Consider the following 14646-nt stretch of genomic DNA (forward strand, 5'->3'; position numbering starts at 1 on the left):
TCGCGGCCTGGAAGCGCGCCGGCCGACCGTGGCACGAGACCGTCGCCCATGCGGCGCAGCACGATGCCAACGAACGCGTGCGCGCCGAAGCCCTCGCGTGGCTCGGCGCGCACGGCGGCTGAAGCGCGCTCAGCCCTGCACGAAGCCCAGCAGGTCCGCGTTCACGCGGTCGCGGTGCGTGGTGCAGGTCGCATGCGGCGCGCCCGCGTACACCTCGAGCCGGCTGCCCGCGATCAGCTCGTGCGCCAGCTTGCCCGTGGCCTCGAAGGGCACGACCTGGTCGTCGTCGCCATGGATCACCAGCGTGGGCACGTCGATCTTCGCCATGTCGGGGCGGAAGTCGGTCTCGGAGAACGCGGTCACGCAATCGATCGTCGCCTTCAGCGAGGCTTGCAGCGCGATCTGCAGCGTCTGCTTGAACACGCCCTGCGACACCGCCGCGCCCGGGCGGTTGGTGCCGTAGAAGATGGTGCTGAAGTCGTCGAGGAACTGCGCCCGGTCGGCCGCGAGGCCCGCGCGGATGCCGTCGAACAGCGACTTCTCGGGGCCCGCCGGATGGTCGGCCGTCTTCATGAACAGCGGCGTGACCGCGCTGATCAGCGCCAGCTTCGCCACCCGCGCCGAGCCATGGCGCGCGATGTAGCGCGTGACGTCGCCGCCGCCCATCGAGAAGCCCGCGAGCACCACGTTCTTCAGGTCGAGCTTCTCGATCAGCTCGGCGATGTCGTCGGCGAAGGTGTCGTAGTCGAAGCCGGTCCAGGGCTGGCTCGAGCGGCCGAAGCCGCGGCGGTCGAAGGCGACGGCGCGGTAGCCGCGTTCGGCGAAGAACTGCATCTGGCTGTCCCACATGTCGGCGCTCAGGGGCCAGCCATGGCTGAACAGGATCGGCTGGCCGCTGCCCCAGTCCTTGTAGTAGAGCTCGGTGCCGTCGCGAAGGGTCAGTGTGGTCATGGTTTTTCCTTGGTGAGGGGTTGAAAGAACGGAAGGGGAAAGAAGAAGGAAGGCTCAGAGCGACAGGAAGTGATGCACCTCCGGCTTGCCCGGCCCCGCATGGAAGCGCAGCGCCTCGCCCTGCAGGTCCGCATCGGCCTGCGACACGCGGTGGTGCTGGCGCAGGTGCTCGGCCCAGGATTCGACGAGGAACCATTCCATGATCCGTTCCGGGTCGGCCGTGTGCTCGTGCAGGCCCCAGGCATAGGCGCCGTCGCGGCGGCGTTCGAGCGACAGGCGCTTCATCGCGGCCATGAAGGCGGGCCGGTCGTCCTTGCGGATGCGGTACTCGACCTGGATCATCACGGGCCCGCGGTCGTGCGCCACGGGCTCGGCCACCAGCGGCTCGGGCCAGTGGTTCGAGGCCTGCAGGTCGGCTTCGCCCGCCGGCAGCTTCACACGGTGGAAGATCAATCCCGCCACCACCAGCCCCACCGCGCCCGCCACCAGCGTGAACGGCACGCCGATCTGCTGCGCCACCAGGCCCCAGCCCAGGCTGCCCGCGGCCATCGCGCCGTTGAACACCGTGAGGTAGACCGCCAGGCCGCGCCCGCGCACCCAGTTCGGCAGGATCGACTGCGCCACGCCGTTGAGCGTGGTCAGCGCCACGATCCAGCCCAGGCCCAGCACCAGCAGCAGCGCCACGGCCAGCCACTTGGGCGGCGCCAGCACCAGCGCGCCCATCACCGCCGCCGTCAGCACCGAGGCCAAGAGCAGCATGCCGTCGGCATCGAGCCGCTCGCGCATCCGCGGCATCAGCAGTGCGCCGCCGATGGCGCCCGCACCCACCGCGCCCAGCAGCACGCCGTAGAAGCCGGCGCTGCCGCCGAGCATCTGGCGCGCCACCAGCGGCAGCAGCGCCCACACCGAGCTCGCGAACAGGAAGAACACCGCCGCGCGCAGCAGCACCACGTGCAGCTCCTTGCTGGAGCGCGTATAGCGCAGGCCGGCGCGGAAGGCACCGAAGAAGTTCTCCGACAGCCCGCTGTCGACGGCCGCCGGCCGCTTCCACCACAAGAGCGCCGCGATCACGAACACGTAGCTCAGCACGTCCACGCCGTAGGTCACGGCCGCGCCGAAGCTCGCGAGGATCAGCCCGCCCGCGGCCGGGCCGATCGAGCGCGCGATGTTGATGCCCAGCGAGTTCAGCGCCACCGCGCCCTTGAGGTCCGAACGCGGCACCAGCTCGGGCACGATCGATTGCCAGGTCGGCCCCATCAGCGCCGCGCCGATGCCGCCCACGAAGGTCAGCGCGATCAGGTACTCGACCGTCAGCGCGCCGGTGTGCGAGAGCACCAGCAGGCTGCCGCTGACCGCCGCCAGCACCAGCTGCACGAAGATCAGGAAGCGGCGCCGGTCGAGGATGTCCGACAGCACGCCGGCCGGGATCGCCAGCAGGAACACCGGCAAGGTGGCCGCGGTCTGGATCAGCGCCACCGCGGTCGGGCTGGCCGACAGGTCGGTCACCAGCCACGAGCTCGCCACGTCGCGCATGAAGCTGCCGATGTTGCCGAGCACCGTGGCGGCCCACAGCACCGCGAACACGGGCTGACGCAGCGGGGCGAAGGCGCCGGGCTTGGCGGTCTTGGGGGCTTCAGTCATCGTGACGTTCCTTGAGGTCGAGCCAGGCCACGAGCACGAAGCCGCCGACCAGTCCCAGGTGTTCGAAGAAGGAGTTGGCGGCCATGAAGCGCTCGTGCCCCAGCGGCATCTCCCAGAAACGCAGCGCGACGAAGGTCGCCATCAGCGTGAAGCCCGCCAGCGCGAGCGCGCCGAGCCAGCGCCAGAAGCCCGCGAGGATCAGCGCCGCGGCGCCGAGCTCGAGCACGATCACCGCCGCGGCCAGCGGGCCGGCCGGCGACAGGCCGAAGTGGTTCATCTCGGCGATCGCCGCGTCGAAGTCCATCGCCTTGTTGAGGCCGCCCTGCAGGTAGGCCGCGCACAGCAGCAGCAAGGCGATCCAGCGCACGGCCGAAGAGGTGGTCCAGCGCATCGCCATCACACCGCCCAGCAGGCGCAGCCCAGCGCGCCCCAGAAGCTCTTGAGGTCGGCGATCGGCAGCTTGCTGCTCCAGGCCGTCGCGTGGCTGTGGCCATGCACGTTGCAGTCGTTGGCGCAGCCGCACGATGCGGCCGCGTTGCGCATGACCTTCTGCATCGGCGCGCCTTCGGCGCCGTGCACGCCCTGCGTGTCGGCCCAACCGGCATAGCCCCCGAAGGTGCGCGCCGGCGACCAGTCGGGCATCGCGGGCGGCGGCGCGCCCTCGTCGAGCGACGCGAAGCGCCCGGCGCCATAGACCACCTTGCCGCCCACCATCGTCAGCTGCGCCGTGATGTCGGCGATCTCCGATTCGGCGCAGCCGAAGTAGTCGCGGTCGGGCACCACCAGGTCGGCGAGCTGGCCGGCCTGGATGCGGCCCTTCTTGCCCTCCTCGTTCGAGAACCAGGTGACGTTCTCGGTCCACATGCGCAGCGCCCCCTCGCGGTCGAGGCAGTTGCGCTGCGGATAGAGCTGCATGCCGCCCACCGTCTTGCCCGTGACCAGCCACGACAGCGACACCCACGGGTTGTAGGAAGCCACGCGCGTCGCGTCGGTGCCGGCCGAGACCTTGAGCCCGCGCTCCAGCATCTTCTTGACCGGCGGCGTGGCCTCGGCCGCGCCCGCGCCATAGCGTTCGACGAAGTACTCGCCCTGGTAGGCCATGCGGTGCTGCACCGCCACGCCACCGCCGAGCGCCGCGATGCGGTCCATCGATTCCTCGGAGATCGTCTCGGCATGGTCGAAGAACCAGTTCAGGCCGGCCAGCGGCGTGTCCTTGTTGACCTTCTCGAACACGTCGAGCGAGCGGCTGATGGTCTCGTCGTAGGTCGCGTGCATGCGCCAGGGCCAGCGGTTCTGCGCCAGGATGCGCACCACCTCCTCGAGCTCGCCTTCCATCTCGGGGCCCATCTCGGGCCGCGGCTCGCGGAAGTCCTCGAAGTCGGCGGCCGAGAACACCAGCATCTCGCCCGCGCCGTTGTGGCGGAAGTAGTCGTCGCCCTGCTTGTACCTGGAGGTCCTGGTCCAGTTCAGGAAGTCGGCCTTCTCCTCCTTGGCCTTCTGCGTGAACAGGTTGTAGGCCAGGCGAATCGTGAGCTGCCCGTCGTCGGCCAGCTTCTGGATCACCGCGTAGTCGTCGGGATAGTTCTGGAAGCCGCCGCCCGCGTCGAGCGCGCCGGTCACGCCCAGGCGGTTGAGCTCGCGCATGAAGTGGCGCGTGGAATTGAGCTGGTAGTCGAAGGGCAGCTTCGGGCCCTTGGCCAGGGTCGCGTAGAGGATCGCGGCATTGGGCTTGGCCAGCAGCAGGCCGGTCGGGTTGCCGGCGGCATCGCGCACGATCTCGCCGCCGTGCGGCGCCGGCGTGTCCTTGGTGTAGCCCACGGCGCGCAGCGCGGCGCCGTTGAGCAGCGCGCGGTCGTACAGGTGCAGGATGAACACCGGCGTGTCGGGTGCCACCGCGTTGAGTTCGGCGATGGTCGGCAGCCGCTTCTCCACGAACTGGTGCTCGGTGAAGCCGCCCACCACGCGCACCCATTGCGGCGCCGGCGTGATCGCCACCTGGCGCTTGAGCATGCCCATCGCGTCGGCCAGACTCCTCACGCCGTCCCAGCGCAGCTCCATGTTGTAGTTGAGGCCGCCGCGGATGATGTGCAGGTGGTTGTCGATCAGCCCCGGCAGCACGCGCTGGCCTTGCAGGTCGATCACGCGGGTGCTCGGGCCGGCCAGCGGCAGCACGTCTTCGGCGCGGCCCACGCGGGTGTAGCGGCCGTCCTTGATGGCCACGGCGTCGGCCGTGGGGTTGGCGCGGTCCAGCGTGGTGAAGCGGCCGTTGCGCAGGATGAGGTCGGGGGTCTGGGTGTTGGCCATGGTCGGGGTGGATGCGAGGGAGGTGGCGGCGAAGGCGCCGAGGGCGCCCAGGAGCTGGCGGCGTTGCGGGTCGGGAGTGCTCATGCATCGCTCCTGTCGGTGGGTCGGGCGGCGGCGGTCTTCGCCGCTTCGGGCTGCACGCACTTCGGCAGTTCGCCGAACACGTGCGGCTTGACCTGGTGATGCAGCCACGAGGTGGCCGCGGGCCGCTCGAACACCTGCCGCACCAGCGGCGGCAGCTGCTCGCCGAGCAGGATGCCGAGCAGGCCGACCAGCGCGATCACCGGCGGCGCCGGCGAGCGCACCTGGAACAGCGCGTAGATCACGCCGACCAGCAGGCCCAGCGCAAGGGAGACGACATAGGGCTTCATGGCCGGCGCTCTCTGTTCGTTGTTCCGTTCGTTGCCGGAGCTCAGCCTTCGTGGGCGCCGAACATGCTCTTGGCGTAGTTGATGCCGATGCCGTAGGCGCCGCCCACCTTCTTCGCGATGCCGGTCGTGAGCTCGTAGGTGTCGCCGCGCGCCCAGTCGCGCTGCAGCTCGAGCAGGTACTGCAGCGAGGTCATCGGCCGCGCGCCGGCCTGCACCATGCGCTGCATCGCGCGCTCGTGCGCCTCGGCCGACACGTCGCCGCAGGCATCGGCGATCACGTAGACCTCGAAGCCCTGGTCGAGCGCCGACAGCGCCGGGCCCACGATGCACACGCTGGTCCACAGGCCCGCGAGCACGATGCGCGACTTGCCGATCTGGTTCACGCGCTCGATCACGGCCGCGTCCTCCCAGGTGTTCATCGAGGTGCGGTCCAGCATCTTCTGCCCGGGGAAAGCCGCCGTGATCTCGTCGAACATCGGGCCCGAGAAGCTCTTCTCGGCCACGGTCGTGAGGATGGTCGACACGCCGAATCCTGCCCCTGCCTGCGCCACCAGCGCGGCGTTGTTGCGCAGGTTCACCGCGTCGATCGAGTGCGTGGCGAAGGCCATCTGCGACTGGAAGTCGATCATCACCAGCGTGTGGTCGGTGGGGGTCAGCAGGGTGGCGCCGGCGGTGGGGGTGGCTTTGATGGACATGGGAAGACTCCTGAAAAAACGAGGTTGAAAAAAAACAGAGGGGGGAGAAACGAAATCAGAGCGCCGGCAGCTCGTTCGGCCGCAGGTCGAACACCAGCACCTCGGCGTCGTCGCCGTTGGCAAAGCTCAGTTGCTGCGCGAGGCGGATGCGGGCGCCGTCGCCCTCGGCCATGCGCTGGCCGTTGACTTCCACGCTGCCGCGGGCCACGTGCACATAGGCATAGCGGTCGGCGGCCAGTTGCAGCGAGGCGGTCTCGGCGCCGTCGAACAGGCCGGCGTAGACGCGGGCGTCCTGGTGCACCGCGAGCGAACCCTGGTCGCCGTCGGGCGAAATGATCAGCCGCAGCCGGCCGCGCTTTTGCTCGGCGCCGAAGTGCACCTGCTGGTAGCGCGGCGCCACGCCGCGCGCACCGGGCACGATCCAGATCTGCAGGAAATGCACCGGGTCCACGGCCGAGGCGTTGAACTCGCTGTGCCGCACGCCCGTGCCGGCGCTCATCATCTGCACGTCGCCCGGATGGATCACCGAGCCCGTGCCCATCGAGTCCTTGTGTTCGAGCGCGCCTTCGAGCACGTACGAAAAGATCTCCATGTCGCGGTGCGGATGGGTGCCGAAGCCGCGGCCCGGCGTCACGCGGTCGTCGTTGATCACCAGCAGGTCGGAGAAGCCCTGCTGCTGAGCGTCGTGGTAGTGGCCGAAGGAGAAGGTGTGGCGCGACTGGAGCCAGCCGAAATTGGCGGTTCCACGGTCGGTGGCGGCGCGAAGTTCCAACATGGTTGATGACCTTTCGATGACAGTTTTGATCGATGTGATTCACAATCGCTTTCGGGGCTCATCCCCTAGGCATGGATCAATCATCGCGGGCCGAAACCCGGTCATCGGCGAAACTTTTCAGCCTCTATGATCGAAGTTTTCGATCATCCATTTCGATCGTTCAACCTTCGTACTCATCCACAGGAACACGCCCGTGCTCAAGCTCAGCCTGGAAGCCATCGAGGTCGTCGACGCCATCGCGCGCCACGGCTCCTTCGCGGCCGCCGCCACGCGCCTGAACAAGGTGCCCTCGACCATCTCGTACGCCGTGGGCAAGCTCGAGGAGCAGCTCGGCATGCTGCTGTTCGAGCGCAACGGCCCGCGCGTCACCCTCACCGCCGCGGGCGAGGAAATGCTCAAGGAAGGCCGCTGGCTGCTGAGCGCCGCGAGCGACCTCGAATCGCGCATGCGCCAGATCGCCACCGGCTTCGAGTCCGAGCTGCGGCTGGTGCACGACTCGCTGATTCCCACCCAGGCGCTGATCGGCGACGTGCGCGCCTTCGAGGACCTGCGCTGCGGCACCCGGCTGCGCATCGGCTGCGAGGCCCTCACCGGCACCTGGGAGGCGCTGCGCGAGGGCCGCGCCGACATCGTCATCGCCGCCGGCGAGGGCCCGGCCGGCGGCGGCTACCAGGCCACGCAGGTCGGCAGCCTCGAGTTCGCCTTCTGCGTCGCGCCCACTCATCCGCTCACGCGCATCGGCCGCCCGCTGCAACGCGGCGACCTGCTCGAGCACAACGCCATCGTGGTGGGCGACAGCGCGCGCACCCTGTCGGACCGCACCGTCGGCCTGCTGGCCGGGCAGCCGCGCATCACCGTGCCCTCGATGGTCGCGAAGATCGCCTGCCAGCTCGAGGGCCTGGGCCACGGCTACCTGCCGCGCGCCTGCATCGCGCTCGAGCTCGCGCGCGGCACCCTGGTGGAGCTGCCCACCGAGGAGCCGCGCCCGCCCGAGGCCTTCTGGCTCGCGTGGAAGACCGGCGCCAAGGGCCAGGCGCTGCGCTGGTGGCGCGAGCGGCTCAACCGCGTGCTGGTGCCGGCGCTGCTGCCGCGCTCGATGTGGGTGCAATGAGCCGATGGCCGACATGCATGCGGCATGAGCGGCCTTCGCGCGCGAACGGTTTCAAGCGAGGATCGGCACCATGAGGACACGGATCGTGCTGCGCCGCGACAGCGGCTTCATGGATTTCACGCGCAAGTACAAGGTGCTGATCGACGGCGAGGAGGCCGGCACCATCGGCAACGGCGGCCGCTTCGAGACCGAGGTCGAGGCCGGCGCGCACACCCTGCAGCTGCGCATCGACTGGTGCAGCTCGAACCTGCTGGAATTCTTCGCGCCCGAGGGCGGCCAGCTCGGCCTCGAGTGCGGCTCCAACCTGCGCGGGCGCCACATCTGGAAGGCCAGCCGCCTGCTCGACGAGGCGCCCGAGGCGTGGATCTGGCTGCGGCTCGCGGCCTGAGCGCCGCCGCCCCTGCCGGGGCCTCAGCCCGCCGCGCGCAGCTTGTCGAGCGCCCGGTCCAGAAAGCCCAGGCGGTCCTGCCCCCAGAAGCGCTCGTCGCCGAGGATGAAGGTCGGCGCCCCGAACACCCCGAGCTCCACCGCCTCCGCGCTGTTGGCGCGGTACACGGCCAGCACCTCGGCCGACTGCTCCATCGCCTGCAGGGTCGCGCCGTCGTAGCCGTTCTCGTCGGCCACCGCGATGCGCACCGCCGCCGCCGACGTGTCGCGCTCCTCGGCCCACAGCGCGCGCAGCAGCGCATGCGAGAGCGGCAGCGCATCGAGCCCCTGCAGCTGCGCCGCGATCACCATCCAGCCCGGGTACTTGTTCCAGTTGGGGTCGCTGGGCGCGCCCTTCGGGTAGTGCGCCGGCTCCAGGTTCAGCGGCATGCCGAGGTAGTCGCGCCAGCGCGCCAGCTCGAGCGCGTGGTACGTGCGGCGCGGCTCGGGCCGCGTCTTCAGCGGAATGCCGCCGGTCTGCGGCACCACCGCCTGGAAGTCGTAGGGCTTGAGCGCCAGCCGCACATGGTGGCGGCGCACGATGTCCTGCAACTGCGGGCCACCGAGGTAGGCCCAGGGCGAGGAAAGGCTGTAGAAGCAGTCGAGGGCAAGGGTCGTCATGGGGCCGGATTATCTGCAGCGCCCTGGCGCCCGGCGTCAGCGCAAGCCGACAAAAACCGGCGTCGCGCGGCGCCGTGTTCCACATCGCGCAGCCAACCTCGCCGTACATCGGCGAACACCGTCATACACCGCGCTACGCGCTGTCTTCCCAACGCGGCGAAACTATCGCCTTCCCGCCCGCGTCACACAACGCCGGCCTTTTTCTCGGGAGCCCCTTTGCCCTCATACAACACCAACGCAAGAATCGCCCGCTTCGCCCTGTCGACCTCGGCCGCCGTCATCGGCAGCCTCGCCGCCTACTGGACCCTGCTGGCCACGCGCCAGGGCCACATCCTCTTCAATGCCCGCAAGCGGCCCGTGGTGCATCTGTCGGAAGACTTCTCCACCTACTCGCACCCCGTGCCCGGCGGCATGGTGCGCGGCTACGTCTACCACCCGCAGGGCGAGGCGGCCGTGCAGGACCTCTTCCTCTATCTGGCCGGCCGCGGCGAGGACGTGCGCGTGACCGCCCAGGCCCTGCACTGGCTGCCCGAGGGCTTCGGCATGGCTGCCATCAACTACCGCGGCGTGGCCGATTCGCAGGGCAGCCCGTCGGAGGTCGCCTCGGTGGCCGACGCCGAGCAGTTCGCGCGGCATCTGCGCCGCGCCTTCCCGCAGGCGCGCCTGCACGTCGTCGGCCGCAGCCTCGGCACCGGCGTCGCCATCCAGCTGTCGGCGCGCCAGCCCTTCGAGAGCCTGCAGCTCGTGACGCCCTACGACTCCATGCTCGAAGTCGCGAAGAAGCGCTTTCCGCTCGTGCCGCTGTCGCTGCTGCTGCGCCATCGCTTCAATTCGATCGAGCACAGCAAGGAGGTCGCCGCCAAGACCCAGGTGCTGCTGGCCGAGCGCGACGACGTGGTGCTGCACGAGCGCTCGCAGAAGCTCATCGACGCCTGGCCCACGCCCGTGAGCGTGAAGACCGTGGCGAACTCCGACCACCACAACATCATGGGGCTGGAGGAAACCTGGCTGCGGCTGATCGACTTCGCGTTGACGTCGGTGTTGCCGGAGCCGATGGCGGCTTGAGTCGGCGCCCGGCGATTGATCGATGCGTGAAAGCCGCCGGTTTTGCCGGCGGCTTTTTTCATTTCATGGCGCGGCGATGGCCGGGGTCGGGGGCTGGCTCGCGTCTTCGATCGCCCCGCGCAACGTGAGGGCCGCCGCGTGGATCGTGTCGATGCGGGACATCAGGGCCTGGTTGAGCAGATACAGCAAGGCGCTGAGCTCGGTGCGGGTGGGAGCGAGGGTTTCGCAGTCCTGGAGGCTGGCGGGTGCTACCAGCTTTTCTAGCGCGGTGTAGGCGCGGAGGACTTCGTTGAGGTGGTCGGCGTCGTCGCAGGTTTGGAGTGCGAGGGTGCTCAGCGTTACCGGAACGAGCGATTGCTCAGATGGGATTGCATGCTCAGCCACGAGTGGCCTCCAGTCGGGTTCGGATTGCTACAACCGACGCACCCCGCTTCCAAACGAGGGCGGCGGCTCGAACGGGTTGGAAGACCGGGAACCCTCTTGCGAAAGCCGGCAGGGCTCGCGCCCTCCCGTCCGAGCCGCCTAAAAGCGGACGAACGAAAAAGCCGCAGACCATGTGCGGTAGCTGCGGCTTTCGTCGCAGAAGGTTCGACGGGCTTCCAAACCCGGCTGCTTTACGCAGCGGAGCGAAGTATATCGATCGAAACTTGCAGAAGGCTACCCCGTTCTCTAAGTTTTGGAACTCGCTCCTTCCGCGAGAGGAGTTCATTGACACACCGCCCAAAGATCAGCGTTGACCCTAACCGCCAAATTCAGTATTTAAGTCGAAAATAATATCTCGGTTCGCCTCAACAATTTCATTTTCACCAAAATGATCGATCATTCTTCTGCAGATAAAAGAAATGCCCAAGAAATTGAGCGCCATTTGCAAATATTCCTAGTACTCTCAAATCATTTAAGCGACGACTTTAAGAATTTAATAGTTGACCTGCTTTGGCTCGTTCGCGAATACGGAATTCAGAATTTTCGAAAATCCGGAAAAGAATTCTCCGACAAAAATTCATTCCCTGAGTTTGCAACTCTAGTTCACGATGGGTGGAAGCGCGCTCAAACCATCATTGCGAATCGCTTAGTACTAAACCTCGAAAATCAACAAAGCCTAAAACTGTCAAAGAAAGAATTTAAAATAAAAAAGGACAGCGAAATGTCGAGATTTTAAACAAGAGAATTCACCAAATAGATCTTGAAATTATTGTTCTCCGTCGAATCTTTGACACCATCCCTTGGACTATATTTCAATCTGAACACTCAACCATCAGGCGATTGCAAGTCAAAGGTGGGGAAAGCAATCTTTCAATAAAAAATATCAAAGAAACAATGCCTGCAGCCGATTACTACAATGAAGAGCCGCTTCAAGTTGCAATCTGTACAGATATTTCCTCGTTCATTCATATCGGAGACTTATTATTGTCCGACATGAGCACCGGGCAACGAGCATTCATAGAGCTAAAAAATGGCGACAAGAATGTTGAGATGACAAAGCTTGCCGCATTTGCCGTGAAATCGGGATGTTTAGTTTTTGATAAAAACACCCGCGCACCCATGAGTAAAAAAGATGCGCAGCACTACGATCGAACCAAGCGGCAATACATAAGAAATACAAACGTCACGGAAACAATCAACAACGAATCGGGAAAAGACAACAATACTGGGGCGACCGTCAAAATAACATCAACCAACCTCTCAGTTTCCACTTATTCTGAGCTAATAAAAAACTGCTGTGACGAACTCAACGAATCGAAATGCTGGTCGATTTCTACCGTGGAAGGGTGCTTATATATCGGTGCCTACAATGATCCAAAGATGGCATTGGTCGGCTTTAGTGCATGGATGGAAAAAATCCACTGCGAATCGCAAATCTACAACCTAACCGATTCTTTTCGCATGCCAATGGTCAGGCCATTCGGCTCGCTTGATTTGCCTTACGAGTTGCTAGTAAAAGTATTGCGCGGCGAAATTCAAGTTTTTATATGTTTAGACATTAAAAAATTCATGGAACTAGGAAATAAAATTTTCCCCGGATTTCTTTCACTCGGAAGCAAACAAGAAACCGCACAGGCGAGAGCGCGCCCGTACCATGTGATTGAGCTAGATGAAAGAGTCATGAAGACACACGGACCTGAGGCGAATGGATTCGTGGGAGATGGAATTCTGGACCGGATAATTTTTGACTTTCAACGCCCGTCCAACGCACTCAAGCTGCTACGCGACGTCGTCTATGCGACAGGCAATGCCGACCAAAGGTCCGCAAGCGAATAGTGGATCCTTGCGCATGGGAAGTTTTTGTTGCTCGAAAATCAATTATCTTATGCTTGTCTACTAGTTAATCTGCAAAGATATTCGCAAGACACTCCTCTCATCCCAGAAGGAGTGCCCCATGCCCATCGCCCTACTAGCGCTAACCCTCAGCGCCTTCGCCATCGGAACCACAGAGTTCGTCATCGTTGGCCTCATCCCCACGGTCGCCGCCGATCTAGGCATCGGCCTTCCCTCCGCTGGCCTGCTGGTCAGCCTCTATGCACTGGGCGTGGCCATCGGCGCGCCGGTGCTCACCGCGCTCACGGGCAAGCTGCCGCGCAAGGCGCTGCTGCTGGGTCTGATGGCGCTGTTCACGGTCGGCAACCTGCTGGCCTGGAAGGCGCCGAGCTACGAAACGCTGGTGGCCGCGCGCATCCTCACGGGGCTGGCGCACGGAGTGTTCTTCTCGATCGGCTCGACCATCGCCACCGGCCTGGTGCCCAAGGAAAAGGCGGCCAGCGCGATCGCGATCATGTTCACGGGCCTCACGGTGGCGCTGGTCACGGGGGTGCCGCTGGGCACCTTCATCGGGCAGCACTTCGGCTGGCGTGAAACCTTCCTCGCGGTGTCGGCGCTCGGCGTGATCGCCTTCGTGGGCAGCTGGATCTTCGTGCCCAGCGACATCCGCCACACGGCGCCGGCCTCGCTGGCGCAGCAGGCCAAGGTGCTGGCCGAGCCGCGCCTGTTGCTCGTGTATGCCAAGACGGCCATCGGCTACGGCGGCTCGTTCATTCCCTTCACCTTTCTCGCGCCGATCCTCACCGACGTGGCCGGCTTCAGCGCGGGCGCGGTGGGCTGGGTGATGCTGGTCTACGGCGTGTCGGTGGCGGTAGGCAACATCTGGGGCGGCAAGCTGGCCGACCGGCTGGGCCCGATCCCGGCGCTGAAGATCATCTTCGCGCTGCTGGCCGCGGTGCTGCTGCTGTTCAACTTCGCGGCGCCGCACAAGTGGTTTGCCGTGGTGGCGGTGCTGCTGTGGGGCGCGGTGGCCTTCGGCAACGTGCCGGGCCTGCAGGTCTACGTGGTGAAGCAGGCCGAACGCTTCACGCCGCAGGCGGTCGACGTGGCCTCGGGCCTGAACATCGCGGCCTTCAACCTCGGCATTGCCGGCGCGGCCTGGGCCGGCGGCCTGATCGTCACGCACCTCGGCCTGATGCACACGCCCTGGATCGGCGCACTGGTGGTGCTGGTGTCGCTGGCGCTCACGCAGTGGAGCGGCGTGCTCGACCGCCGCAGCGGCATCCCGGTGCGCGCCTCGGGGCCGGTGCCGGTCGGACACTGAGGCGCGGTGCGCGCCTGCGCCGCGCGACGAGGGCGCGGCGTGTTCTCCTTTCTTTCGCCTTCATCCATCCATTCATTCCTCGGTCGATCGATTCGACCCACGTACTTCTCAACCAAGGACCCCACCATGAGCAACGACAACACCCCCTCCCCCATCCCCGCCTTCGGCCTCGGCACCTTCCGCCTCAAGGGCCAGGTGGTCATCGACTCGGTGAAGACCGGCCTCGAGCTCGGCTACCGCACCATCGACACGGCCCAGATCTACGGCAACGAAGCCGAGGTGGGCCAGGCCATCGCCGAAAGCGGCGTGGCGCGCAGCGAGCTCTTCATCACCACCAAGATCTGGACCGACAACTACGCCAAGGACAAGCTGGTGCCCAGCCTGAAGGACAGCCTCGCGAAGCTGCGCACCGATCACGTCGACCTGACGCTGATCCACTGGCCCTCGCCCGGCAACGCGGTGCCGGTGGCCGAGTTCATGGGCGCGCTGGCCGAGGCCAAGGCGCAGGGGCTCACCAAGCGCATCGGCGTGTCGAACTTCAACATCGCGCTGATGAAGGAAGCGATCGCGGCCGTGGGCGCGGCGCAGATCGCCACCAACCAGGTCGAGCTGCACCCCTACCTGCAGAACCGCAAGCTGGCCGAGTTCACGAAGAGCCAGGGCATCCACATCACCTCGTACATGACGCTGGCCTACGGCAAGGTCATCCACGATCCCGCCATCGAGGCGATTGCCAAGGCGCATGGCGCGACCACGGCGCAGGTGGTGCTGGCCTGGGCGATGCAGCTGGGCTATGCGGTGATTCCGTCGTCGACCAAGCGCGCGAACCTAGAGAGCAATCTGAAGGCTCAGCAGCTTCGGCTCAGCGATGCGGAGATGGCGCAGATCGCGGCGCTCGACCGTGGGGAGCGGCTGACGGATCCGGCCGGGCTGTCGCCGGCGTGGGATTGAGGGAACAAGAAGAAAGAGAAAGCGCGGCGGGCCGCACCCTTGAAGGCCGGCCCGCACGCTGGAGCTGCTGCGCCCGAGGCGCGGCATGCTGCCCGCATCAAGAACCTTCGCTGACGCCACGCGCCGCCGTGGCGCGCGCCTCGGCACGCACGGCC

At 66.0% G+C, this 14646-nt stretch carries 15 protein-coding genes; 6 read left to right on the forward strand and 9 right to left on the reverse strand.

Annotation, left to right across the window (positions count from 1 at the left end; all coding sequences use genetic code 11):
* Positions 1 to 129: 129 nt before the first annotated feature.
* The 7 genes from AC27VN_RS15180 to AC27VN_RS15210 all read right to left on the reverse strand — a co-directional run bounded on the left by AC27VN_RS15180 (position 130) and on the right by AC27VN_RS15210 (position 6737).
* Positions 130 to 951 (reverse strand): alpha/beta fold hydrolase, encoded by an 822-nt coding sequence (locus AC27VN_RS15180; RefSeq protein WP_490877047.1) that lies wholly within the window; start codon positions 949 to 951, stop codon positions 130 to 132.
* Positions 952 to 1005: 54 nt separating this feature from the next.
* The gene (locus tag AC27VN_RS15185; protein WP_490877048.1) at positions 1006 to 2592 is read right to left on the reverse strand and encodes an MFS transporter; all 1587 of its coding nucleotides are present in this window, start codon (positions 2590 to 2592) and stop codon (positions 1006 to 1008) included.
* On the reverse strand, positions 2585 to 2983 hold the full coding sequence (locus AC27VN_RS15190) for a DoxX family protein (RefSeq protein WP_093353686.1): 399 nt from the start codon (positions 2981 to 2983) through the stop codon (positions 2585 to 2587). The genes AC27VN_RS15185 and AC27VN_RS15190 overlap by 8 nt, the downstream gene beginning before the upstream one ends.
* A 5-nt stretch (positions 2984 to 2988) precedes the next feature.
* Positions 2989 to 4896, reverse strand: coding sequence for an amidohydrolase (locus tag AC27VN_RS15195; protein WP_490877056.1), 1908 nt, complete (start codon positions 4894 to 4896; stop codon positions 2989 to 2991).
* 80 nt (positions 4897 to 4976) lie between these two features.
* Positions 4977 to 5267: a DUF1427 family protein gene (locus AC27VN_RS15200; RefSeq protein ID WP_490877049.1), complete on the reverse strand. Its 291-nt coding sequence runs from the start codon at positions 5265 to 5267 to the stop codon at positions 4977 to 4979.
* Positions 5268 to 5308: 41 nt separating this feature from the next.
* Positions 5309 to 5962: a hydrolase gene (locus tag AC27VN_RS15205; protein WP_490877050.1), complete on the reverse strand. Its 654-nt coding sequence runs from the start codon at positions 5960 to 5962 to the stop codon at positions 5309 to 5311.
* A 55-nt stretch (positions 5963 to 6017) separates the two neighbouring features.
* Positions 6018 to 6737: a pirin family protein gene (locus AC27VN_RS15210; protein ID WP_490877051.1), complete on the reverse strand. Its 720-nt coding sequence runs from the start codon at positions 6735 to 6737 to the stop codon at positions 6018 to 6020.
* 193 nt (positions 6738 to 6930) lie between these two features.
* On the opposite strand from AC27VN_RS15210, the gene AC27VN_RS15215 reads away from it, so the two are divergent.
* Both AC27VN_RS15215 and AC27VN_RS15220 read left to right on the forward strand, forming a co-directional pair.
* Complete coding sequence (locus AC27VN_RS15215; protein WP_296780891.1) at positions 6931 to 7848, forward strand: LysR family transcriptional regulator; 918 nt, start codon at positions 6931 to 6933, stop codon at positions 7846 to 7848.
* A 70-nt stretch (positions 7849 to 7918) separates the two neighbouring features.
* Positions 7919 to 8236, forward strand: a complete 318-nt coding sequence (locus AC27VN_RS15220) for a hypothetical protein (protein ID WP_490877052.1) — start codon at positions 7919 to 7921, stop codon at positions 8234 to 8236.
* Positions 8237 to 8259: 23 nt separating this feature from the next.
* Here AC27VN_RS15220 and AC27VN_RS15225 read toward each other — a convergent pair whose 3' ends face one another.
* A complete protein-coding gene (locus tag AC27VN_RS15225; RefSeq protein ID WP_209542583.1) occupies positions 8260 to 8895 on the reverse strand; it encodes a 2-hydroxychromene-2-carboxylate isomerase in 636 nt (211 codons plus the stop codon).
* A 216-nt stretch (positions 8896 to 9111) separates the two neighbouring features.
* Here AC27VN_RS15225 and AC27VN_RS15230 point away from each other — a divergent pair, with 216 nt between their 5' ends.
* Positions 9112 to 9960, forward strand: coding sequence for an alpha/beta hydrolase (locus tag AC27VN_RS15230; RefSeq protein ID WP_412179317.1), 849 nt, complete (start codon positions 9112 to 9114; stop codon positions 9958 to 9960).
* Positions 9961 to 10023: 63 nt separating this feature from the next.
* Here the strand turns inward: AC27VN_RS15230 and AC27VN_RS15235 are convergent, their stop codons facing one another.
* On the reverse strand, positions 10024 to 10344 hold the full coding sequence (locus AC27VN_RS15235) for a hypothetical protein (protein ID WP_490877053.1): 321 nt from the start codon (positions 10342 to 10344) through the stop codon (positions 10024 to 10026).
* 879 nt (positions 10345 to 11223) lie between these two features.
* Here AC27VN_RS15235 and AC27VN_RS15240 point away from each other — a divergent pair.
* The 3 genes from AC27VN_RS15240 (at position 11224) to dkgB (ending at position 14491) form a co-directional block, all read left to right on the forward strand.
* Entirely contained in the window at positions 11224 to 12219 is a 996-nt protein-coding gene (locus AC27VN_RS15240) for a hypothetical protein (protein WP_490877054.1), read from the forward strand.
* Between the two features lie 118 nt (positions 12220 to 12337).
* Positions 12338 to 13540 carry an MFS transporter gene (locus tag AC27VN_RS15245; protein WP_203204371.1) on the forward strand — a complete coding sequence of 401 codons (1203 nt, stop codon included), beginning with the start codon at positions 12338 to 12340 and terminating at the stop codon, positions 13538 to 13540.
* A 126-nt stretch (positions 13541 to 13666) separates the two neighbouring features.
* Positions 13667 to 14491, forward strand: a complete 825-nt coding sequence (gene dkgB, locus AC27VN_RS15250; RefSeq protein ID WP_490877055.1) for a 2,5-didehydrogluconate reductase DkgB — start codon at positions 13667 to 13669, stop codon at positions 14489 to 14491.
* The last annotated feature ends 155 nt before the right edge of the window (positions 14492 to 14646 follow it).

This window comes from Variovorax sp. 20P10.2.4 (assembly GCF_058244205.1).